This window comes from Azospirillum agricola (assembly GCF_020005195.1).
Classification (GTDB): Bacteria; Pseudomonadota; Alphaproteobacteria; order Azospirillales; family Azospirillaceae; genus Azospirillum; species Azospirillum agricola.
In genome coordinates, this window is sequence record NZ_JAIFZR010000002.1 from 303,745 (window position 1) to 324,131 (window position 20,387).

At 73.3% G+C, this 20,387-nt stretch carries 19 protein-coding genes and 1 riboswitch; of the genes, 15 read left to right on the forward strand and 4 right to left on the reverse strand.

Annotated elements, in window-relative coordinates; genetic code table 11:
- Nucleotides 1–412 precede the first annotated feature (412 nt).
- Nucleotides 413–630, forward strand: a riboswitch (cobalamin riboswitch).
- Between the two features lie 47 nt (nt 631–677).
- From JN22_RS04225 to cobJ, 8 genes are all read left to right on the forward strand, one after another.
- On the forward strand, nt 678–869 hold the full coding sequence (locus JN22_RS04225; RefSeq protein ID WP_085552731.1) for a CbtB domain-containing protein: 192 nt from the start codon (nt 678–680) through the stop codon (nt 867–869).
- A gap of 9 nt (nt 870–878) precedes the next feature.
- The gene (locus tag JN22_RS04230; protein ID WP_085552732.1) at nt 879–1,622 is read left to right on the forward strand and encodes a CbtA family protein; all 744 of its coding nucleotides are present in this window, start codon (nt 879–881) and stop codon (nt 1,620–1,622) included.
- A 13-nt stretch (nt 1,623–1,635) separates the two neighbouring features.
- Nucleotides 1,636–2,685: a cobalamin biosynthesis protein CobW gene (gene cobW, locus JN22_RS04235; protein WP_085552733.1), complete on the forward strand. Its 1,050-nt coding sequence runs from the start codon at nt 1,636–1,638 to the stop codon at nt 2,683–2,685.
- A gap of 171 nt (nt 2,686–2,856) precedes the next feature.
- The gene (gene cobN / locus JN22_RS04240) at nt 2,857–6,261 is read left to right on the forward strand and encodes a cobaltochelatase subunit CobN (RefSeq protein ID WP_085552734.1); all 3,405 of its coding nucleotides are present in this window, start codon (nt 2,857–2,859) and stop codon (nt 6,259–6,261) included.
- Complete coding sequence (cobG, locus tag JN22_RS04245; protein ID WP_085552735.1) at nt 6,258–7,625, forward strand: precorrin-3B synthase; 1,368 nt, start codon at nt 6,258–6,260, stop codon at nt 7,623–7,625. The genes cobN and cobG overlap by 4 nt, the downstream gene beginning before the upstream one ends.
- Nucleotides 7,618–8,256 (forward strand): precorrin-8X methylmutase, encoded by a 639-nt coding sequence (locus JN22_RS04250; RefSeq protein ID WP_085552736.1) that lies wholly within the window; start codon nt 7,618–7,620, stop codon nt 8,254–8,256. The genes cobG and JN22_RS04250 overlap by 8 nt, the downstream gene beginning before the upstream one ends.
- On the forward strand, nt 8,253–9,020 hold the full coding sequence (locus tag JN22_RS04255) for a precorrin-2 C(20)-methyltransferase (protein ID WP_085552737.1): 768 nt from the start codon (nt 8,253–8,255) through the stop codon (nt 9,018–9,020). The genes JN22_RS04250 and JN22_RS04255 overlap by 4 nt, the downstream gene beginning before the upstream one ends.
- Nucleotides 9,017–9,775 (forward strand): precorrin-3B C(17)-methyltransferase, encoded by a 759-nt coding sequence (gene cobJ, locus JN22_RS04260; protein ID WP_085552738.1) that lies wholly within the window; start codon nt 9,017–9,019, stop codon nt 9,773–9,775. The genes JN22_RS04255 and cobJ overlap by 4 nt, the downstream gene beginning before the upstream one ends.
- A 92-nt stretch (nt 9,776–9,867) precedes the next feature.
- On the opposite strand, the gene JN22_RS04265 is transcribed toward cobJ, so the two are convergent.
- The gene (locus JN22_RS04265; RefSeq protein ID WP_211099567.1) at nt 9,868–10,620 is read right to left on the reverse strand and encodes a cobalt-precorrin-6A reductase; all 753 of its coding nucleotides are present in this window, start codon (nt 10,618–10,620) and stop codon (nt 9,868–9,870) included.
- A 28-nt stretch (nt 10,621–10,648) separates the two neighbouring features.
- Here JN22_RS04265 and cbiE point away from each other — a divergent pair, with 28 nt between their 5' ends.
- From cbiE to cobM, 3 genes are read left to right on the forward strand one after another with little or no spacing between them, the layout of a single operon-like run.
- Nucleotides 10,649–11,905: a precorrin-6y C5,15-methyltransferase (decarboxylating) subunit CbiE gene (gene cbiE, locus JN22_RS04270; RefSeq protein ID WP_143268143.1), complete on the forward strand. Its 1,257-nt coding sequence runs from the start codon at nt 10,649–10,651 to the stop codon at nt 11,903–11,905.
- Nucleotides 11,902–12,354, forward strand: a complete 453-nt coding sequence (locus JN22_RS04275; RefSeq protein WP_085552740.1) for a cobalamin biosynthesis protein — start codon at nt 11,902–11,904, stop codon at nt 12,352–12,354. Before cbiE ends, JN22_RS04275 begins: the two co-directional genes overlap by 4 nt.
- The gene (gene cobM, locus JN22_RS04280; protein WP_085552741.1) at nt 12,351–13,112 is read left to right on the forward strand and encodes a precorrin-4 C(11)-methyltransferase; all 762 of its coding nucleotides are present in this window, start codon (nt 12,351–12,353) and stop codon (nt 13,110–13,112) included. Before JN22_RS04275 ends, cobM begins: the two co-directional genes overlap by 4 nt.
- Nucleotides 13,113–13,168: 56 nt before the next feature.
- Here the strand turns inward: cobM and JN22_RS04285 are convergent, their stop codons facing one another.
- Nucleotides 13,169–14,317, reverse strand: coding sequence for a cobalt-precorrin-5B (C(1))-methyltransferase (locus tag JN22_RS04285; RefSeq protein ID WP_085553411.1), 1,149 nt, complete (start codon nt 14,315–14,317; stop codon nt 13,169–13,171).
- On the opposite strand from JN22_RS04285, the gene cobA reads away from it, so the two are divergent.
- The 4 genes from cobA to JN22_RS04305 all read left to right on the forward strand — a co-directional run bounded on the left by cobA (nt 14,316) and on the right by JN22_RS04305 (nt 18,665).
- Entirely contained in the window at nt 14,316–15,101 is a 786-nt protein-coding gene (cobA, locus tag JN22_RS04290) for a uroporphyrinogen-III C-methyltransferase (RefSeq protein WP_085552742.1), read from the forward strand. The genes JN22_RS04285 and cobA overlap by 2 nt on opposite strands.
- Nucleotides 15,094–16,440: a cobyrinate a,c-diamide synthase gene (locus JN22_RS04295; RefSeq protein WP_223677562.1), complete on the forward strand. Its 1,347-nt coding sequence runs from the start codon at nt 15,094–15,096 to the stop codon at nt 16,438–16,440. The genes cobA and JN22_RS04295 overlap by 8 nt, the downstream gene beginning before the upstream one ends.
- A gap of 2 nt (nt 16,441–16,442) precedes the next feature.
- On the forward strand, nt 16,443–17,108 hold the full coding sequence (bluB, locus tag JN22_RS04300; RefSeq protein WP_085552744.1) for a 5,6-dimethylbenzimidazole synthase: 666 nt from the start codon (nt 16,443–16,445) through the stop codon (nt 17,106–17,108).
- A gap of 366 nt (nt 17,109–17,474) precedes the next feature.
- Complete coding sequence (locus JN22_RS04305) at nt 17,475–18,665, forward strand: pentapeptide repeat-containing protein (RefSeq protein ID WP_085552745.1); 1,191 nt, start codon at nt 17,475–17,477, stop codon at nt 18,663–18,665.
- Nucleotides 18,666–18,680: 15 nt separating this feature from the next.
- Here the strand turns inward: JN22_RS04305 and JN22_RS04310 are convergent, their stop codons facing one another.
- Both JN22_RS04310 and fdh3B read right to left on the reverse strand, forming a co-directional pair.
- The gene (locus JN22_RS04310; RefSeq protein ID WP_085552746.1) at nt 18,681–19,673 is read right to left on the reverse strand and encodes a formate dehydrogenase subunit gamma; all 993 of its coding nucleotides are present in this window, start codon (nt 19,671–19,673) and stop codon (nt 18,681–18,683) included.
- A 74-nt stretch (nt 19,674–19,747) separates the two neighbouring features.
- A complete protein-coding gene (fdh3B, locus tag JN22_RS04315) occupies nt 19,748–20,383 on the reverse strand; it encodes a formate dehydrogenase FDH3 subunit beta (RefSeq protein ID WP_085552747.1) in 636 nt (211 codons plus the stop codon).
- Between the last annotated feature and the right edge of the window lie 4 nt (nt 20,384–20,387).

A 20,387-nucleotide genomic window follows, 5' to 3' on the forward strand; every position in this document is an offset into this window, starting at 1 on the left:
GTCGGATTACCAGACACTCTGTCCAACGAACATGCCAAGATTCCCGACACTTCACAAGAGGTTGTCGAAAGACCGAACTGTTGAAAAAGCCAATGGTAACATACCCGTATTGGTTGGTGGCCGACCGCGGGCCAGCGAAACGTGCGCCGCACAACGAAGGGAGATTCGCACGACGGTGCTCCTTGCCGACCTGCCGACCTGCCGACCTTCCCGGCGCACTGGTGGTTTGCGTCATCCCGGCGCTGGCGATTCTTGCGCAACGGGGCCGGAAGAGGCCGCCGACGCGATGACGGCGCCGCGCGTGGTCATGGCAACCGCCTTCCCGACGGTCCACGGCCTGCATCTCCGCCTCGTCGCAAGGACGGGCTGAGCCGCCACGGGCGATCACGCTTGCAAAACCCCACCGCCACTGCGAATGTGGCGAACCGACGGTGCCCCGGCGCCCCCAAGGGGTCGGGGATAATAGGGAATGCGGTTCGGATTCCGTCTTGGGATCCCAAGCCGCGGCTGCCCCCGCAACTGTGTGCGGCGAGTTCCACTTCGAGAAAGCCACTGTCCCTCGGGCCGGGAAGGCGGAAGACGGAACGACGACCCGCGAGCCAGGAAACCTGCCGCCGGATCATGAACACCCTATCCAGCCCCGCCGGGTGTGGCGGGAGAATAAGGACAGCGAGAGCATGAGCACCCCTTCGATCCGGACAGCGTCCGCGCGAAACGCCGCCGCCACCTCGGCCCGCACCGCCGTCGCCGCCTTTGCCGCGATGCTGCTGGGCAGCTTCCTGCTGTACGGCGTCGGCTTCGCGCAGCCGCAGCAGATCCACGACGCGGCCCACGACGCCCGTCACTCCTTCGCCTTCCCCTGCCACTGAGTCCGACTCATGGCTCTGATTCGGCGGCTGTTCACAGCCGCCCTGGTCGCGGGCGTGCTCTCCGGCACGGCCGCTTCCGTCGTTCAGCAGGCGACCACCGTCCCGCTGATCCTGGAAGCCGAGAAGTATGAGGTGGTGACGCCTCCCCCGGCCGCCGCAAGCGCCGCTCCCGCCGCGCAGGACCACGCCGCGCATGGCGCGCCCGTCCGGCAGATCGGCGAGGCCGTCCCCGAATCGGCCGACGAGGCGTTCCAGCGCCTGTGGCTGACGGTCGCCTCCAACCTGCTGACCGGCGTCGGCTACGCGCTGCTGCTCGCCGGCGTCATGCTGCTGATGGGCGAGCGTGTGGACGCGCGGCGCGGCCTGCTGTGGGGCGCCGGCGGCTTCGTCGCCTTCGCTCTGTCGCCCTCCTTCGGCCTGCCGCCCGAACTGCCGGGCATGGCCGGGGCCGATCTGGAGGCCCGCCAGCTCTGGTGGCTGGCGGCGGCGCTTTGCGCCGGCAGCGGCCTGCTCGCCGTCGCCTTCGCTCGCAACCGCGCGCTGGTGGCGGCCGGCGTCGTGCTTGCCGCCCTGCCGCATCTGGTCGGCGCGCCGCACCCCGAATCGCCGGAGGGCGCCTTTCCGCCCGAGCTGGCGGCGCATTTCGTGGCGGTCTCGCTGGGCGGCGCCGCGCTGTTCTGGGCGCTGCTGGGGGCGGTCTGCGGCGCGATGATGAGCCCGATCGTCGCTTCCACCGAAGACGACGACGCGTAGGAAGGACCGCAGCATGTCCGCACCCCTCAAGGCGGCGGCCGGCAAGACGCCGGCCACCGTCATCACCGGCTTTCTCGGCGCCGGCAAGACCACGCTGATCCGTGGCCTGCTGGAGCGCTCCGGGGGCCGCCGCCTCGCGCTGATCATCAACGAGTTCGGCGACGTCGGCATCGACGGCGACATCCTGCGCTCCTGCGGCAACCCGACCTGCACCGAGGACGACGTCATCGAGCTGGCGAACGGCTGCCTGTGCTGCACCGTCGCCGACGATTTCGTCCCGGCCATCGAGAAGCTGCTGGCCCGCCCGGATCCGCCCGAGCACATCGTCATCGAGACCAGCGGCCTCGCCCTGCCCAAGCCGCTGGTCCAGGCCTTCCACTGGCCGGCGATCAAGTCGCGGGTGACGGTGGACGGCGTGATCGCCGTGGTCGACGCCGCCGCCGCCGCCGAGGGGCGTTTCGCGCCCGATCCGGCGGCGCTGGCGGCCCAGCGCGACACCGCCGGCACGGTCGACCACGAAACGCCGATCGAGGAGGTCTTCGAGGACCAGCTGCTCTGCGCCGACCTGATCGTCGTCAACAAGACCGATCTGGTCGGGGCCGACGACCTCGTCCGCGTCGAGGGGATCATCCGCGAGGCGCTGAACCGCGACGCCAAGCTGGTGCGGGCATCGCAGGGGGCGGTCGACCCGCTGGTGCTGCTCGGCGTCGGCGCGGCGGTCGAGGACGACCTCGCCAACCGCCCGAGCCATCACGACGACGAGGACGGCCACGACCACGACGACTTCACCAGCTTCGTCGTCGAGCTGCCGGCGCAGCCCGACCCGGCCGCGCTGGCGAAGACGCTGGAGGAGGCAGCCGGCCTGCACGGCGTGCTGCGGCTGAAGGGCTTCATCGACGTTCCCGGCAAGCCGATGCGCCTGCTGGTGCAGGGAGTCGGCACGCGGGTGCAGACCCATTACGACCGCCTGTGGAAGCCCGGCGAGGAGCGCCGCAGCCGTCTGGTGGTGATCGGCGAGACCGGCCTGGACCGCGACGCCGTGACCCGCGCGATCGCCGGGTAGCGTCCTATCCCTCTCCCCTCCCGGGAGAGGGTGGCCCGCAGGGCCGGGTGAGGGGCGATCGTGCGTGGCGTGCGTCCTGCCACCGATAGCCCCTCACCCTCCCCGCTTCGCGGGCCCCCTCCCTTTCCCGGGGCGGGAGAGGGCATCACGCCTGAACATGTGTGGCAACCGATGCATCTGCTCGCCGCCCGTCAGGACGACCTCGACGCCGGCCCCCAGGCCGAGGATCTGGGGCAGTCGGCGGCCGACCTCGTCGTGCTGTCCTTCTCCGACAGCGACCTGACCGCGCTCGCCGCCGCCTGGCGGGCGAACCGCGACCGCCTGCCGTCGCTGCGGCTGGCGAACCTGAACCGCCTGGGGCATCCCCTGTCGGTCGATCTCTACGCCGATTCGGTCATCGCCGGGGCCAAGCTGGTGGTGCTGCGGCTGCTCGGCGGCAGCGGCTACTGGCGCTACGGGCTGGACCGCGTCGCCGCCGTCTGCCGCGAGCGCGGCGTCGCCCTGGCCGTCCTGCCGGGCGATTCGCGGCCCGATCCCAACCTCGACGGCTTCGGCACCGTTCCGGCCGAGGCCGCGCAGCGGCTGTGGCGCTTCTTCTGCGAGGGCGGGCCGGACAACAACGCCAGCCTGCTCGCCTACGCCGCAACCCTGGCCGGCCGGCCGCTGCCCTGGAGCGAGCCCGCCCCGGTTCCCCGATTCGGCGCCTATGACGGCTGGCGCGAAGTTGTTCTCGACGGTGCCCCGGTGGCGGCGGTGGTGTTCTACCGCTCGCACCTGCTGGCCGGCGATCTGGCGCCGGTGCGGGCGCTGTGCGGGGCGCTGGCCGGGCGCGGCCTCGCACCGCTTCCGCTGTTCGTGTCCAGCCTGAAGGAGCCGGACTGCGCCGCCTGGATGCGCGCCACCCTGACCGCCCGCGACGCGGCGCTGGTCGTCAACACCACCGGATTTTCGGCACGCCGGGAATCCGGTGGGGATGGTTCGCCGCTGGAGGCCAACGGCACGCCGGTGCTCCAGGCCATCCTCTCCACCACGCCGGAGGAGGGGTGGCGCGCCTCGACGCGCGGCCTGACGCCCTCCGACCTTGCCATGAACGTCGTGCTGCCGGAAATGGACGGCCGCATCATCGCCCGCGCCATCGCCTTCAAGGCGGCCGGCGAGCCCGACCCCGACCTACAGTTCGCGGCCCCCGCCCTGCGCCCGCTTCCCGACCGGGTGGACGCCACCGCCGACCTCGCCGCCGCCTGGGTGCGGCTGGCGCGGACTCCGCGCGCCGCACGGCGGATCGCCCTGGTGCTCTCCGACTACCCCGGCCCCGGCGGCGGCATCGGCCACGCGGTCGGGCTCGACAGCCCGGCGAGCGCCGTGGCGATGCTGGCCCGCCTCTCCGTCGAGGGCTACGCCCTGTCCGATCTTCCGGCCGACGGCGCCGCGCTGATGGACACGCTGACCGGCCCGCCCGCCGCGACGCTGAGTCTGGCCGAGTACGACCGGCTCGCCCCCGCGGGCGCGCGGGCGCGCATCGCCGCCGTCTGGGGCGAACCGGACGCCGACCCGGCGCTGCGCGACGGAGCGTTCGCGTTCCGGATCCGGCGCTGCGGCAACGCCCTGGTCGCCGTGCAGCCCAGCCGGGGCCACGGTCCGCTGACCACCGCCCAGCACCACGACCCCGACACGCCGCCCAGCCACGGCTATCTTGCCTTCCACCTCTGGCTCCGTCATGCGGCCGGCATCCACGCCCTTGTGCAGATCGGCGCGCACGGCACGCTGGAATGGCTGCCCGGCAAGGCCGTCGCCCTGTCGTCCGAATGCTGGCCGGAGATCGTCGGCGGCGCCCTGCCGGTGCTCTACCCCTTCATCGTCAACAACCCCGGCGAGGGCGTGCAGGCGCGCCGCCGCTCGGCCGCCGTGCTGATCGGCCACCTCACCCCGCCGCCGGTCGAGGCCGGGCTGCACGGCGACCTCGCCGGGCTGGAGACCGCCATCGACGAGTATTCCCAGGCGACCGCGCTCGACCCGCGCCGGCTCGGCCTGCTGCGCGAGACGATCCTCGATCTGGCGTGGCGGTCGGGGGTGGCGGCGGACTGCAACCTGCGCCCCGACGACGACCCCGAGGCCATCCTCGGCCGGCTCGACGCCCATCTCTGCGACATCAAGGAGATGCAGATCCGCGACGGCCTGCATGTCTTCGGCACCAGCCCGGCGGGCGAGCGGCGCGACCGCCTGACCGCCGCCGTCGCCCGCAACGCCGAGGCCGAAACCGTCGCCCGCGACCTCGATTCCTGCGGCGAGGCCGAGATGCGGGCGCTGCTCGCCGGGCTCGACGGCCGCTTCGTCGCTCCCGGCCCCGGCGGCTCGCCGGCGCGCGGGCGGGCCGACACGCTGCCGACCGGGCGGAACCTCTACGCGCTCGACCCGCGCGGGGTGCCGACGCCGACTGCCTGGACGCTCGGCTGGCAGGCGGCCGACGCGCTGATCACCCGCTACCTCCAGGACCATGGTGACTGGCCGAAGCGACTGGTGGTCGATTGCTGGGGCACGCCGGCCATGCGCACCGGCGGCGACGAGCTGGCGCAGGCGCTGGCCCTGCTCGGCGTGCGCCCGCTGTGGGAGAACGGGTCGGGCCGCGTCACCGGCTACGAGATCATGCCGGCCGGCGTGCTCGGCCGCCCGCGCGTCGACGTGACCCTGCGCATCTCCGGCCTGTTCCGCGACGTGTTCCCCCAGCAGATCACCCTGTTCGACCAGGCGGTGCGCGCCGTTGCCGGGTTGGACGAGGACAAATCCACCAACCCGCTGGCCGCCGCCGCCCGCGCCGAGGCGGAGGCGCTGGCCTCGTCCGGCACCCCGCCCGACGAAGCCAGCCGCTGGGCGACGGCGCGGGTGTTCGGCTCGGCCCCCGGAGTCTACGGCACCGCCCTGCCGGGGATGATCGCGCGCGGCGACTGGACGGCGCGGGCCGATTTCGGCGCCGCCTATCTCGACGGCGGCTGCCACGCCTACGGTGCCGGGCTGGAGGGGGAGCCGCTGCCCGCCCTGTTCCGCCGCCGGGTCGGCGGGGCCGACGCGCTGGTCCACCACCAGGACCAGCGCGAGCACGACGTGCTCTCCACCGACGGCTTCATGCAGTATGAGGGCGGCTTCGCGGCCGCCGCCGCGTCGCTGGAGGCGGCGGAGCCGACGCTCTACCACCTGGACAGTTCCGACCCGGAAACGCTCGCCGTCCGCACGCTGGCCGAGGAGATCGCCCGCACCCTGCGCGGACGGGCGGCCAACCCGCGCTGGATCGCCGGCATGATGCGGCACGGCTACCGGGGGGCGGCGGAGATGGCGGCGGGCGTCGACACGCTGTTCGCCTTCGCCGCGACCACCGACGCGGTGCGCTCGGCCCATTTCGACCTGCTGTTCGACGCCTATGTCGAGGACGCCACCGTCTGGGACTTTTTGACCCATGCCAACCCGGCGGCCTCCCGGCACATTCTCGCGCGCATGGGCGAGGCGCTCGACCGTGGCCTGTGGCACCCGCGCCGCAACTCCACGGCCGAGGATCCGCGCCTGCGCCGGGAGAGAGCCGCATGACCAGCACCGTTCAGAGCACCGTTCCAACCCCTGTTTCCCCCCGCAACCCGCAGCGCCGCCGCGGCACCTGTCCGGGCGTCCTCGCTCCGATGGAGGTCGGCGACGGGTTTCTGCTGCGCGTGCGCGTCCCGGCCGGCGTGCTGCCGGCGGAGCATGCGCGGCGCATCGCGGCGCTGGGGGCGGAGCATGGCAACGGCCTGATCGACCTCAGCCATCGCGGCAACCTGCAACTGCGCGGCGTTCCGGCGCGTGGGCTGGAGCCGGTGACGGACGCGCTGCGGGCGATGGGCTACGTCGCCGACGACGCCGCCAGCGAGGCCGTGCGCAACGTGCTGTGCGCCCCGGCCGCCGGGCTGGACGGAACGGCGCCGATGGACGTGCGGCCGGTGGCCCGCGCGCTCGACGCGCGGCTGGCCGGGGACGCGGCGCTGCACCGGCTGCCGCCGAAATTCGGCTGGCTGGTCTGCGGCGGCGGGATCGCGCATCTGGCGGCAAGCGGCACCGACGTGCGCTTCGACGCGGTGGACGGCGAGCGCCTGCGGGTGTCGCTGGGCGGCACGCTGGCCGAGGCCGTGCCGCTGGGGCTGTGCCGGGCGGAGGACGTGACCGACGTGGCGTCGGCGCTTGGACGCGCCTTCCTGGAGCTGCGGGCCGCCCTGCCGGAGCCGCCGCGCCGCATGGCCGGTCTGGTTGATGCCCTTGGGGTCGGACCGTTCCGCACGCGCCTCTCCCCCCTGCTTCTCCCTCTCCCCCCCCAGGAGAGGGTTGGGGGGAGGGGGACGCACCTCATGGAGATCTTCGGCTGCGCCGAACCCCCTCATCCCGGCCTTCTCCTCGGGGGGGAGACGGGGAGCGGCGCGGGGAACACCCCATTCCTCACCGTCGCCTTCCCGTTCGGCCGCCTGACCTGCGCCACCCTGTCCGCGCTGTCCGATCTCACGCACGAAATCCGCCTCACCCCCTGGCGCGCCCTGCTGCTGGTCCGCCCGGTTCCCGAGGCCGCCGCCCAAGCCGCAGCGCTCGGCGCCATCCTCACGCCCGCCGACCGGCGGCTGAAGCTGACGGCGTGCAGCGGCCTGCACGGCTGCGACGTCGGCACCACCGACACCCACGCCACGGCGCTGGCCATCGCCGACCGCGCAGGCCCCTTGCTGGACCGGGTGCGGATGGTGCATGTCTCCGGCTGCGCCAAGGGCTGCGCCCATCCGGGCGCGGCCGATGTCACGCTCACCGCGCGTGACGGCGTGTACGACGTCGCCCTGAACGCCAAACCCGGCGCCGCTTCCCGGCACGCCGGCCTGTCACCCGACGACGCGGTCGCCTGCGTCGCCGGCCTGTCCCCCGAGGAGTTGCCCGGTGCCTGAGCCGCTCTACGACTACATCCGCGACGGAGCGGCCATCTACCGCCAGTCCTTCGCCACCATCCGGGCGGAGGCCGACCTGTCGGCCCTGCCCGACGACCTGAAGCCGGTGGCGGTCCGCGTGATCCACGCCTGCGGCATGGTGGACGCGGCGCAGGATCTGATGTTCTCCCCCGACGTCGGCACGGCCGCCCGCGCGGCGCTGCGCAGCGGCGCCGCGATCCTCTGCGACAGCGAGATGGTCGCCCACGGCGTCACCCGCGCCCGGCTGCCGGCCGGCAACCCGGTGGTCTGCACGCTGCGCGACCCCGCCGTTCCCGATCTGGCGAAGGCGGTCGCCAACACCCGCTCCGCCGCGGCGCTCGACCTGTGGGGCGACCGGCTGGCCGGGTCGGTGGTCGCCATCGGCAACGCGCCGACGGCGCTCTTCCGCCTGCTGGAGATGATCGCGGCCGGCGCCCCGAAGCCGGCGGCGATCCTGGGCTTCCCGGTCGGCTTCGTCGGCGCGCTGGAAAGCAAGGAGGCGCTGGCCGGGAACCCGTTCGGCATCCCCCATCTGGCGATCCGCGGCCGGCGCGGCGGCAGCGCCATGGCGGCGGCGGCGGTCAACGCCCTGGCGAGCGACGTGGAATGAGCGGCGGAACCGTCACCCCCGGCCGGCTCTACGGCGTCGGCGTCGGCCCCGGCGATCCGGAGCTGATGACGCTGAAGGCCGTGCGCACCATCGGCGCCTGCCCGGTCGTCGCCTATTTCTGCAAGCGCGGCACCAAGGGCCACGCCCGCCGCATCGCCGACCACGCCATCGTCGACGGGCAGGTCGAGCTGCCGATGGTCTATCCGGTGACGGTCGAGCTGCCGCCGGACCATCCGGACTATGGCCGCCAGATCGAGGCCTTCTTCGACGAATCCGCCGAGCGCATCGCCGGGCATCTCGCCGCCGGCCGCTCGGTGGCGGCGCTGAACGAGGGGGATCCGTTCTTCTACGGCTCCTTCATGCATCTGTTCCTGCGCCTGTCCGCGCGCTTCCCGACCGAGGTGGTTCCCGGCGTCACCAGCATGGTGTGCAGCGCCTCGCTGCTGCCGCGCCCGCTGATGCTGCGCGACGACGTGCTGTCGGTCATCCCCGGCACGCTGGACGAGGAGGCGCTGGTCCGCGCGCTCACCGCCGCCGACGCCTGCGTGGTGATGAAGCTCGGCCAGAACCTGCCGAAGGTGCGCCGCGCCATCGCCGCCGCCGGCCTGTCGGAGCGCGCTTGGTACGTCGAGCGCGCCAGCATGGAGGAGCAGCGCTTCATGCCGTTCCTGGAGGCGCCGGACAGCGCGCCCTACTTCTCGCAGATCGTCATTCCGGGCGACGGGCATCGCGGTGGAAAAGCGGGGGGCGGGACGGCGGAATGACCGGCTGGCTGAAGGTGGTCGGGCTCGGTCCCGGCCCGGAGGATTGGCTGACGCCCGAGGCCCGGCGCGATCTGGCCGAGGCGACCGACCTTGTCGGCTATTTCCCCTATGTCGAACGCGTGCCGCCGGGGCCGCAGGTGCGCCACGCCTCGGACAACCGGGTCGAGCTGGACCGCGCCCGCTTCGCGCTGGATCTGGCGGCGCAGGGCCGGCGGGTCGCGGTGGTGTCGGGCGGCGATCCCGGCATCTTCGCCATGGCGGCGGCGGTGTTCGAGGCGCTGGACGATCCCGACGCTCCGGCGGCGTGGCGCGCCGTGCCGCTGGCGGTCGATCCCGGCCTGTCGGCGATGCAGGCGGCGGCGGCGCGGGCGGGGGCGCCGCTCGGGCATGATTTCTGCGCCATCTCGCTGTCCGACAACCTGAAGCCGTGGGAGGTGGTGCTGAAGCGCCTGCGTCTGGCGGCGGAGGCGGATTTCGTCATCGCGCTCTACAACCCGATCTCGCGCGCCCGGCCCTGGCAGCTCGGCGCCGCCTTCGACGCCTTGCGGGAGATCCGCAAGCCGGAGACCCCCATCGTGCTGGGCCGCGCCGTCGGCCGCCCGGACGAGGCGCTAACGGTGACGAGCCTGGGCGCGGTCGATCCGGCGCAGGCCGACATGCGGACCCTGGTGATCATCGGCGCCTCCCACACCCGGCTGGTGCCGCGCGCCGACGGTCAACCCTGGGTCTACACCCCCCGCCATTACCGGGGGTGAGGATGGAAATCGCGACGACTTTCCGTGTTGAGGCCCTTTCCCCCCCCGCGCAAGCTGCGCTGGGGGGGAGGGAGAAGGAGGCGAGGCACGATTCAGCCCATCCCCTCCAACCACGCCACCGCCGCGTCGACGTCGCGCAGTTCCTCGACGCCGTTGCCCGGCGGGCGTTCCACCATCACGACGGTCAGGCCCAGCCGCCGCGCGGCCTCCAGCTTCGCGTCGGTGGCGCTGCCCCCGCTGTTCTTGCTGACAACGGCGGCGACGGCGTGCTCCCGCATGAGGGCGATCTCGCCCTCCAGCGTGAAGGGGCCACGGTCGAGGATCAGCGTCGCGCGCGGCAGGGCCGGCATCGGCTCCGGCGGATCGACGGCGCGGATCAGATAGCGCGTGTCGGGCGCCGCCTCGAAGGCCGAGACCTCCTGCCGGCCGATGGTCAGGAACACGGTGTCGTCGAGACCTTGATCGAGATCGCGCACCGCCTCGGCCGCCGCCGCCATGTCGGGCACGCCGATCCAGCGGTCGCCCGGCCCCGCCATCCAGGGCGCGCGGGTCAGCAGCCGCAGCGGCACCCCGGCCCGCGCGCAGGCCGCCGCCGCGTTGGCGGAGATGCGGTCGGCGAAGGGGTGCGTGGCGTCGATCACCGCCTGGACGCCGGCCTCGGCCAGATGGGCCACCAGCCCCTCGACACCGCCGAATCCGCCGATGCGGGTCGGCAGCGGCGGCAGCACCGGGTTTCTGGTGCGCCCGGCCAGCGACACCGCCGCATCGATGCCGCGATGCCCGACCAGCCGCCGCGCCAACGCGGTCGCCTCCGTCGTTCCGCCGAGTATCAGGACCTTGAGCACCGTTTCCCCCCTCATCCGGACCGCCGCCATGGTCCCCTGGACCGCCGCCATGGATAGCACACCGCCGCCGCCCTGGCTGTCCCCCTGGCTGTCGGTCGTCGGGCTGGGCGAGGATGGCTGGGACGGGCTGCCGCCCGCCGCCCGCGCGCTGGTCGAGCACGCCGAATGGCTGGTCGGCGGCACCCGCCACCTGTCCCTGGTGCCCGCCGTCGCCGGGCAGGAGCGCGCGGCGTGGCCATCGCCGCTGACCGACGCCTTTCCGGCGCTGCTGGCCCGGCGCGGCCGTCCGGTCTGCGTGCTGGCGAGCGGCGACCCCTCCTGGTACGGAATCGGCGCCACCCTGTCGCGGATCGTCCCGGCGGCCGAGATGACCGTCCTGCCCGCCCCCTCCGCCTTCAGCCTTGCCGCCGCCCGGCTGGGCTGGCCGTTGCAGGAGGCGACCTGCCTGACGGTCCATGGCCGCCCGTTGGAGCTGGTCATCCCGCACCTCCAGCCCGGCGCCCGCCTGCTGCTCCTGTCCTGGGATGGCACCACTCCGGCGAAGCTGGCGGCCCTGCTGCGCGCGCGCGGCTTCGGCGCCTCCCGCCTGACCGCCCTGGAGGCGATGGGCGGCCCGCGCGAATCCCGCACCGCCGCCACGGCCGAATCCTGGAGCGTCGAGCGCGTCGCCGACCTCAACACGCTGGCGGTGGAGTGCGCCGCCGCCCCCGGCGCCCGCATCCTGCCCCGCGCGCCCGGCCTGCCCGACGACTGGTTCGCCCATGACGGCCAGATCACCAAGCGCGAGGTGCGCGCCGTCACCCTGTCGGCGCTGGCGCCGCGCCGGGGCGAGGTGCTGTGGGACGTCGGCGCCGGCTCCGGCTCCATCGGCATCGAATGGATGCTGGCCGACCCGGCCAACCGCGCCGTCGCCGTCGAGCATCGCGAGGAGCGCGTCGCCCGCATCCTCGCCAACGCCGCCGCCTTCGGCGTGCCGGGGCTGGAGGTCGCGCGCGGCAAGGCGCCCGACGCGCTGGCCGGCCTGCCGGCGCCGAACGCGGTGTTCATCGGCGGCGGCGTCACCGGCGTAGGCGTGCTCGACCGTTGCTGGGAGGCGCTGAGGCCCGGCGGCCGGCTGGTCGCCAACGCGGTCACGCTGGAAAGCGAGGCGGTGCTGTTCGACGCCCACAAGCGCCTGGGCGGCGAGCTGTCGCAGATCGCGGTCAGCCGGTCGGCGCCGGTCGGCGGCTTCCGCGGCTGGAAACCGCTGATGCCGGTCACGCTGTGGCGGGTGGACAAGCCATGATCGTCGTTGGTCTGGGCTGCCGCCGGGGCTGTGGCTGGGAAGAGATCGCCGGCCTTGCCGCCGCCGCCTTCGACGAGGCGGGGCTCGACGGCAGCGCCCGCGCGTCCGCCCGGCTGGCGGCCCCGGCGCTGAAGCGGGACGAGCCCGGCATCGCCGAGGCCGCGCGCGCTCTCGGCCTGCCGCTCGACTTCGTCGGGGAGGAGGCGATGCTCGACGCGCAGCCGCGCGTCCACACCCGCTCCGCCACCGTGCTGGCGGCGGTCGGGCTCGCCTCCGTGGCGGAGGCCGCGGCGCTGGCCGCCGCCGGGCCGGACGCGCGGCTGATCCTGCCGCGCCGCTCCACCCCCCGCGCCACCGTCGCCATCGCCGCCCTTCCCGCCGTCATTCCCACCGTCACCCCCATTGCCGCCCTTCCCGACGCCGACGCCGTTCCGGAGACCCGATCATGACCGTCCATTTCATCGGCGCCGGGCCGGGCGCCCCCGACCTGCTGACCCTACGCGGGCGCGACCTCATCGCCGCCTGCCCCGTCTGCCTCTACGCCGGTTCCCTGGTGCCGAGGGAGATCATCGCCCACGCCCCGCCGGGCGCCAGGATCGTCGACACCGCGCCGATGACGCTCGACGGGATCGTCGCCGAGTTCCAGGCGGCGCACGCCGCCGGACAGGACGTGGCGCGGCTGCATTCGGGCGACCTGTCGGTCTACAGCGCGCTCGGCGAGCAGACCCGCGCGCTGCGGGAACTCGGGATCCCCTACACGATCACGCCGGGCGTGCCGGCCTTCGCGGCGGCGGCGGCGGCGCTCGGGCGGGAACTGACCCTGCCGGAGGTCAGCCAGACGCTGATCCTGACCCGCACCAGCGGCCGCGCCTCGGCCATGCCGGCCAACGAGACGCTGGAGGTGCTGGGCGCCTCGGGCGGCACGCTGGCGGTCCATCTGTCGATCCACGTCGTCGGGCAGGTGGTCGAACGGCTGACCCCGCTCTACGGCGCCGACTGTCCGGCGGCGGTGGTCTACCGGGCGAGCTGGCCCGACGAGCGGGTGCTGGAAGGCACGCTGGCCGACATCGCCGCCAAGGTGGCGGCCGCGCCGATGGAGCGCACCGCGCTGATCCTGGTCGGCCCGGCGCTGGCGACCGAGGATTTCCGGTGCAGCGCGCTCTACGACGGCAGCCACGTCCGCCGTTACCGGGGGCTTGGAGAGTGAGGGGACGGTCCGCTCTTGTCATCCCGACGATCAGGCGCAGGATGGGGGGAGAAGCTTCACCAGCCCCTCGCCTCGCCCACGATGTGTCCCTGGCGGTCGGTGACCAGCACCTCGACCGCCACCGGGGCGCCTTCCAACGTGTCGAGCGCCGCCCCGCGCGCCAGTGCCGCCACCCGGTCGCCGAGCGGCAGGCCGGCGGCCCGCGCCATCCCCAGCACATGGGCCGCCGTGTTGGCGCCGCGCGCCTGCGCCACCAATTCCGGATCGGCCCCCAGTTCCGCCAGCCGCTCCGCCAGCCAGTCGAGATCGACGCTGCCGCGCTTGGAGTGCAGATCCATCAGCCCGCGCGCCAGCTTTCCGAACTTGGCGAAGCCGCCGCACAGGGTCAGCCGCGCGACCGGGTGGCGGCGCAGATACTTCAGCGTTCCCCCGGCGAAGTCCCCCATGTCGATCAGCGCCTGCTCGGAAAAGCCGTGGCGCGCCGTCGCCGCCTTCTCCGAGACGTCGCCAGTGCAGGCCGCCACATGGGTCAGCCCGGCCGCGCGCGCGACGTCCACCCCGCGCTGGATGGACGCGATCCAGGCCGCGCAGGAATAGGGCACGACGATTCCGGTCGTCCCCAGGATCGACAGCCCGCCGAGGATGCCGAGCCGCCCGTTCATGGTGCGCCTGGCCAGGATCTCGCCGTTCTCCACCCCGACCTCGACGACCAGATCGGCCGGCCGGCCGGCGGCCTCGGCAACCCCCGTCACCGCCGCGCGGATCATCGCGCGCGGCACCGGGTTGATCGCCGGCTCGCCGACCGGCAGCGGCAGACCCGGCAGCGTCACCGTGCCGACCCCCGGCCCGGCGCGGAACGCCACGCCGCCTCCCGCCGGGCCACGCCACACCCGCGCGCGGACCAGCGCGCCGTGCGTCACGTCCGGGTCGTCGCCGGCGTCCTTCACCACCCCGGCCGCCGTCCAGGGACCGTCGCCGCCCTCGCCGCGCGCCGTCCAGGCGAGCGCGAAGGCCGGCGTCTGGCCGCCCGGCAGGGTCACCGTCACCGGATCGGGGAACTCCCCACCGAACAGGGCGACCGTTGCCGCCTTCGCCGCGGCGGTGGCGCAGGTCCCGGTCGTCCAGCCGCGCCGCAAGGGTGTAGGATCCTCGCCCGCGCCGTTCTCCCCGCCTTCCCCGTCGCCTGAGCCTCGAGTCCCGTCCATGCCCACCGAGCAGTGTCTGCCCGACTCCCTACTGGTTCCCTTCGCCCCCGGCAGCGTCTGGCTGGCCGGCGCCGGCCCCGGCGATCCCGGCCTGCTGACCCTGCTGGCGCTGCAAGGTCTAAGGCAAGCCGACGTCATCGTCCACGACGCGCTGGTCGGTGAACGGATCCTGGAGCTGGCGTCGAAGACGGCAAGGCTGGAATTCGCCGGCAAGCGCGGCGGCCGGCCCTCGGCCCACCAGGACGACATCACCGGCCGCCTGATCGAGCTGGCGAAGGAGGGGCACCGGGTGCTGCGGCTGAAGGGCGGCGATCCCTTCGTCTTCGGGCGCGGCGGCGAGGAGGCCCAGGCGCTGGCCGAGGAGGGCATTCCCTTCCGCATCGTGCCGGGCATCACGGCGGGCATCGCCGGCCCGGCCTACGCCGGCATCCCGGCGACCCACCGCAGCGCCAACCAGGCGGTGATCCTGGCGACCGGCCATTCGCTGGGCGGCGGGCCGGACTGGCGGGCGCTGGCGGCGACCGGCGCGCCGCTGATCCTCTACATGGCCTGGAAGGCGCTGCCGGCCATCGCCGCCGAGCTGACGGCCGGCGGCCTGGCCCCCGACACGCCGGTCGGCGTGGTGACGGAGGCGACCACCCCCAACCAGAAGACGCTGGTGACGAGCCTCGGCACCTGCGTCGCCGATCTGGCGGCGAGCGGGCTGGAGCCGCCGGCCATCATCGTCATCGGCGAGGTGGTGCGGCTGCGCCCGGCGCTGGACTGGCTGCCGCACCATGGCTGAGGGGGATGGGATGGCCCATGGGGGCGGGGCGAGGGGGCTGATCGTCGCGGCGCCGGCGTCGGGCACCGGCAAGACCACGGTGACGCTCGGGCTGCTGGTGGCGCTGCGCGGGCGCGGCGTCCGCGTCGGCGCGGTGAAGTCCGGGCCGGACTACATCGACCCGGCCTTCCACCAGGCGGCCACCGGGCGCCCCAGCGTCAACCTCGACACCTGGGCGATGGGGCCGGATCTGCTCGACGGGCTGGCCGCCCGCGCCGGGCGCGGCACCGACCTGCTGGTCTGCGAGGCGCTGATGGGGCTGTTCGACGGGGTTGCCGGGATCGGCGCCACCGGCACCGGCTCGACCGCCGAGATCGCCGCGCGCACCGGCTGGCCGGTTCTGCTGGTGGTCAACGCCAAGGGCCAGTCGCAGTCGGCCGCCGCCCTGGTCAAGGGCTTCGCGACCTACCGCGACGATGTGCGGATCGGCGGAGTCGTGCTGAACAACGTCGGCAGCCCGCGCCACACCGCGCTGGCCGGCGGCGCCATCGAGGCGCTCGGCATTCCGGTCCTGGGTTCCCTGCCCCGCTCGCCCGACATCGTGCTGCCGGAGCGCCATCTGGGATTGATCCAGGCCGGCGAGACCGAGGGGCTGGCCGAACGGCTGGCGGCGCTCGGCCGCTTCGTCGCCGCCCATGTCGACATCGACCGGGTGGCGGGGCTGGCGGCCCCGTCGCTGGCCGGGCCGGGCAGCGACGCGCCAGCGATGCCGCCGCTCGGCCAGCGGATCGCCATCGCCCGCGACGCCGCCTTCACCTTCGCGTACCCGCATCTGCTCGACGGCTGGCGCGCCGCCGGGGCCGAGATCCGGAGCTTCTCCCCGCTGGCCGACGAGCCGCCGCCGGAGGACGCCGACGCGGTCTATCTGCCCGGCGGCTATCCCGAGTTGCACGCCGGCCGCCTCGCCGCCGCCGGCCGCTTCCGCGCCGGACTGGTCGCGGCGGCGGCGGTCAAGCCGGTCTATGGCGAGTGCGGCGGCTATATGGCGATGGGCGAGACGCTGGAGGACGCCGACGGGGTGGTCCACCCGATGGCCGGGCTGCTCGGGGTGCGCACCTCCTTCGCCAAGCGCCGGCTGCATCTGGGGTACCGGCGGGCGACGCTGCTCGCCGACGGGCCGCTGGGGCCGGCGGGCGCGGTGCTGATGGGGCACGAGTTCCATTACGCCTCCACCGTCGCGCGCGGCGATGACGAACCGCTGGTGACGGCGCGCTCGGCCGACGGCGGGGATCTGGGCGCGCTCGGCGGGCGGCGCGGCCACGCGATGGGGTCGTTCTTCCATCTGATCGCACGGGGGTGAGCATGGGCGACGCCTTCACCGGGCCCTTCACGGGGGCGGAGCGCGAGGCGCTCTACAAGGCGATCTTCTCGCGGCGCGACGTGCGCGGCCAGTTCCGCCCCGACCCGGTGCCGGAGGAGGTCCTGCGCCGCATCCTGCTGGCGGCCCACCACGCGCCGTCGGTCGGCTTCATGCAGCCCTGGAACTTCATCGTCATCACCGATCCCGACGTGAAGGCGCGCATCCACGCCGACTTCGCCCAGGCCAACGAGGAGGCCGCCGCGCTGTTCGACGGCGAGCGCCGCGCCCTCTACAGCCGTCTGAAGCTGGAGGGCATCCGCGACGCGCCGGTCAATCTCTGCGTCACCTGCGACCGCGAGCGCTCCGGCCCGGTGGTGCTCGGCCGCACCCACATGCCGGCGATGGATCTCTACAGCTGCGTCTGCGCCGTGCAGAATCTCTGGCTCGCGGCGCGGGCCGAGGGGCTGGGGGTCGGCTGGGTCAGCATCCTGCACGAGGAGGCGCTGAAGGCGACGCTGGGAATTCCCGAACGGATCGTCCCCATCGCCTATCTCTGCATCGGCCATGTCAGCCATTTCGAACCGGCGCCGGAACTGGAGACCAAGGGATGGCGGCGCCGGCTGGAGCTGGACGAGCTGGTCTTCCGCGACCGCTGGGAACGGCGCTGATTCTTCGGTCCGGGCAAAGAAAAAGGGCCGCGGGAGAACCCGCGGCCCTGAAGTCTAGGGAGGAAACGCCCCGAGAATGGGCAAGGGCAGGATATGCTGCGGCGCACACTAAGTGGTATTACCATTGCTGAATGGGAGCTTTGCGCTCCACGCATGGCGCCGCGCCTTCGTATGCGTACCCCACAAATCATTCACGCGTCGCCCGCCGGCAACGGTGCGGCGCCGTCGCAAAAGCGTGATCCTTCCGACCTTCCGAATCGGCTTTCAATCCGGTAATATCGTCCCACCAAACGGTGTCGAATGTTGCGAAGCGGCAACCGGACCCGGGCGGCAGCCGCGTTTCGCAACGGCACGGAAGCGTCGCACATGGACGAGCGGTATCTGCGGGCGGTGCGCGACGCGCTGGTGCGGCACCAGCAGTGGCTGCTGCGCGACCCCGCCGGACAGGGCCGCCGCGCCGACCTCAGCTTCCACGACCTGACCGGGCTTGGCCTGAACCGCATCAATCTGGCGGTCGCCAAGCTGACCGGCGCCCGCCTGACCCGCGCCCGGCTGGTCGGCACGGTGCTGAGCCGCGCCGACCTCTACGGCGCCGACCTGTCGAAGGCCGACCTCAGCGGCGCCCAGTTGCAGAATGCCGACCTGCGCGGGGCGCGGGTGGACGGCGCCAAGCTGCAAAGCGCCAACCTCCAGGGCGCCGACCTGCGTCGCGGCATGGTGCTGGAGGGCGGCGAGTTCCGCGCCGCCGGCAACTCCGACGGGGCGACGACCTTCGTCGGCTGCTCGATGACCCGCGCGGTGCTGACCAGCTGCCGCATGGCGCAGTGCGACTTCTCCGGCAGCGACCTGTCGGGGGCCGACTTCACCGACAGCGACCTCAGCGGCGCCATCCTGATCGGCGCCGACCTGTCCGACGCGACGATGCGGCGCGCCACGCTGGACGGCGTGCTGATGTGCGGCGCCCGGCTGAACGAGGAACTGCGGACGGCGCTGGAGCGCAAGGGCATCGACGTCGACGGCACCGGCGCCACCACCGCCGCCGCCCGCATGTCGGAACTGATCTCGGCGCACCAGCTCTGGGTCGACAAGGGCGGCAAGGGCGGCGAGCGGATCGAGTTGCAGCGCGTCGACCTGCGCGGCTACTCCTTCGCCAACCAGCTCCTGTGCGGCTCGGTGATGCGGTTCTGCGGGCTGCGCGGGGCCGATTTCTCCGGCGCCCGGCTGATGATGGCGGATCTGTCCTACAGCGACCTGCGCGACGCCGACTTCACCAGCGCCGACCTGTCCGGCTGCAACCTGGAGGGCGCGAATTTGACCGGCGCCAAGCTGTGGCGGACCCGGCTGCGCGAGGTCGATCTCAGCGGCGACGGCACCCGCCTGTGGCCGACCAACCTGTCCCGCGCCCGGCTGACCGGCGCCGACCTGCGCGACGCCAGCCTTGCCGGGGTGCTGCTGCGCGGCACCGACCTGACGGCGATCAAAACCAGCTTCGCGACCCTGAAGGGCGCCGACCTGACCGGCGTGCTCGGGCAGCAGGCGGTGGCGCAGCCGGCCTGATCCGGTCGAGTCCCGTCACTCGGCCGGCTGCCGGTCCTCGACATAGCCCTTGCGGCGCTGCTCCTCGTACCAGCTCCGGTGATGCTCGATGGCCCAGTTCTCGTCGACCTCGCCGCTGCCCATGGCGTCGAAGGCGCCTTCCATGCCGACGGTGCCGATGTAGATGTGACCGATGATGGCGGCGATCAGCAGGGCCGCCAGCAGGCCGTGGATGACGTGAAGGATCTGCATCCCGCCGATGCCGACGCCGGTGAAGGGCACCATCAGCCAATAGCCCGTCACCGCCATCGCCGCCCCGCCGAGCACCACCGTCCAGAACACCCCCTTCTGCCCGGCGTTGAAGCGGCCGGCGTCGGGGTGATGGCCGCTCTTCGACATCAGCCCGCCCATGCATTTCAACCACGCCCAGTCGGCCCGGTTGGGAATGTTGTCGCGCGCCCACAGGGCGACGATCAGCAGCAGCCCGACGATGAAGGGGACGCTGACGAAGTTGTGGATCGACTTCGAGGTCTCGGCGAGGCTGGTGAAGGCCGGATGGCCGATCAGCGGAATCAGCAGCGTCCGCCCGAAGGTCAGCACCACCCCGGTCAGCGCCATCGTCAGGAAGCTGACCGCCGTCGTCCAGTGGGCGAAGCGGTCGAGCCCGTTGAAGCGCAGCACCTGCCGGCCCGACCAGCCGGCCGAGATGCGGATCTTGCCCCGGTAGAGGTAGAACAGCGCCAGCACGACCACCATGCCCAGCGCCAGCCCGCCGACCACCAGCTTCAGCGTGTGGGAACGGAAGGCCCGCCACTCGCGCCCCTCCGGCTGGATCAGCACGGCGGAGCGCGCGTCGGGGATGCTGACCCGGCCGATCAGCTCGTCGGTCTGCGGCGTGTAGAGCGGCACCTGCTCCTTCGAGGCCGGCGAGGACGGGCCGGGGGTCTGGTAGAGCTGGGCGCCGGCCTGGGTGAAGGCGACCGGCGTCAGCAGGACGGCCAGCAGGAGAAGGCGGAGGATCCTGCGCATGGTGGTGGTCTCCCGGATAGTCTCTTGGACCCGCCCCGACCCTCCGCCGCGAGAGCGGAGGGGGGCCGTCTCCGCTACGCCCCGTCCGTGCTCGGCCCGCCCGGCGCGAAGGGGCTGCCGCGATCGTGCTGGCCATAGGCCACCGACCAGCCGGCCGCGCCCGAGCCGTAGCCGCGCCGCGCCGACCGTTCCTGGTAGATGTCGGCCAGCACCTCGCCGTCGCCGGCCATCAGCGCGCGGGTCGAGCACATCTCGGCGCAGAGCGGCAGCTTGCCCTCGGCCAGCCGGTTCGAGCCGTATTTCTGGTACTCCTCGACGCTGCCGTCGGCTTCCGGGCCGCCGGCGCAGAAGGTGCACTTGTCCATCTTGCCGCGACTACCGAAATTGGTGGTCTGCGGGTACTGCGGAGCCCCGAACGGACAGGCGTAGAAGCAGTAGCCGCAACCGATGCACAGATCCTTGTTGTGCAGCACCACCCCGTCGGCCGTCTGGATGAAGCAATCGACCGGACAGACCGCCGCGCAGGGCGGGTCGTTGCAGTGCATGCAGGCCATCGAGATGGAGCGCTCGCCCGGCACCCCGTCGTCCAGCGTCACGACGCGGCGGCGGTTGATGCCCCAGGGGACCTCATGCTCGTTCTTGCAGGCGGTGACGCAGGCGTTGCACTCGATGCAGCGCTCCGCGTCGCACAGGAATTTCATCCGGGCCATGGCA

Bases quoted from the DNA above. Each gene is read 5' to 3' on its own strand.
- JN22_RS04225 (WP_085552731.1), top strand. From the start codon at position 678: ATGAGCACCCCTTCGATCCGGACAGCGTCCGCGCGAAACGCCGCCGCC.
- JN22_RS04230 (WP_085552732.1), top strand. From the start codon at position 879: ATGGCTCTGATTCGGCGGCTGTTCACAGCCGCCCTGGTCGCGGGCGTG.
- cobW (WP_085552733.1), top strand. From the start codon at position 1,636: ATGTCCGCACCCCTCAAGGCGGCGGCCGGCAAGACGCCGGCCACCGTC.
- cobN (WP_085552734.1), top strand. From the start codon at position 2,857: ATGCATCTGCTCGCCGCCCGTCAGGACGACCTCGACGCCGGCCCCCAG.
- cobG (WP_085552735.1), top strand. From the start codon at position 6,258: ATGACCAGCACCGTTCAGAGCACCGTTCCAACCCCTGTTTCCCCCCGC.
- JN22_RS04255 (WP_085552737.1), top strand. From the start codon at position 8,253: ATGAGCGGCGGAACCGTCACCCCCGGCCGGCTCTACGGCGTCGGCGTC.
- cobJ (WP_085552738.1), top strand. From the start codon at position 9,017: ATGACCGGCTGGCTGAAGGTGGTCGGGCTCGGTCCCGGCCCGGAGGAT.
- cbiE (WP_143268143.1), top strand. From the start codon at position 10,649: ATGGTCCCCTGGACCGCCGCCATGGATAGCACACCGCCGCCGCCCTGG.
- JN22_RS04275 (WP_085552740.1), top strand. From the start codon at position 11,902: ATGATCGTCGTTGGTCTGGGCTGCCGCCGGGGCTGTGGCTGGGAAGAG.
- cobM (WP_085552741.1), top strand. From the start codon at position 12,351: ATGACCGTCCATTTCATCGGCGCCGGGCCGGGCGCCCCCGACCTGCTG.
- cobA (WP_085552742.1), top strand. From the start codon at position 14,316: ATGCCCACCGAGCAGTGTCTGCCCGACTCCCTACTGGTTCCCTTCGCC.
- JN22_RS04285 (WP_085553411.1), bottom strand. From the start codon at position 14,317: ATGGACGGGACTCGAGGCTCAGGCGACGGGGAAGGCGGGGAGAACGGC.
- JN22_RS04295 (WP_223677562.1), top strand. From the start codon at position 15,094: ATGGCTGAGGGGGATGGGATGGCCCATGGGGGCGGGGCGAGGGGGCTG.
- bluB (WP_085552744.1), top strand. From the start codon at position 16,443: ATGGGCGACGCCTTCACCGGGCCCTTCACGGGGGCGGAGCGCGAGGCG.
- JN22_RS04305 (WP_085552745.1), top strand. From the start codon at position 17,475: ATGGACGAGCGGTATCTGCGGGCGGTGCGCGACGCGCTGGTGCGGCAC.
- JN22_RS04310 (WP_085552746.1), bottom strand. From the start codon at position 19,673: ATGCGCAGGATCCTCCGCCTTCTCCTGCTGGCCGTCCTGCTGACGCCG.
- fdh3B (WP_085552747.1), bottom strand. From the start codon at position 20,383: ATGGCCCGGATGAAATTCCTGTGCGACGCGGAGCGCTGCATCGAGTGC.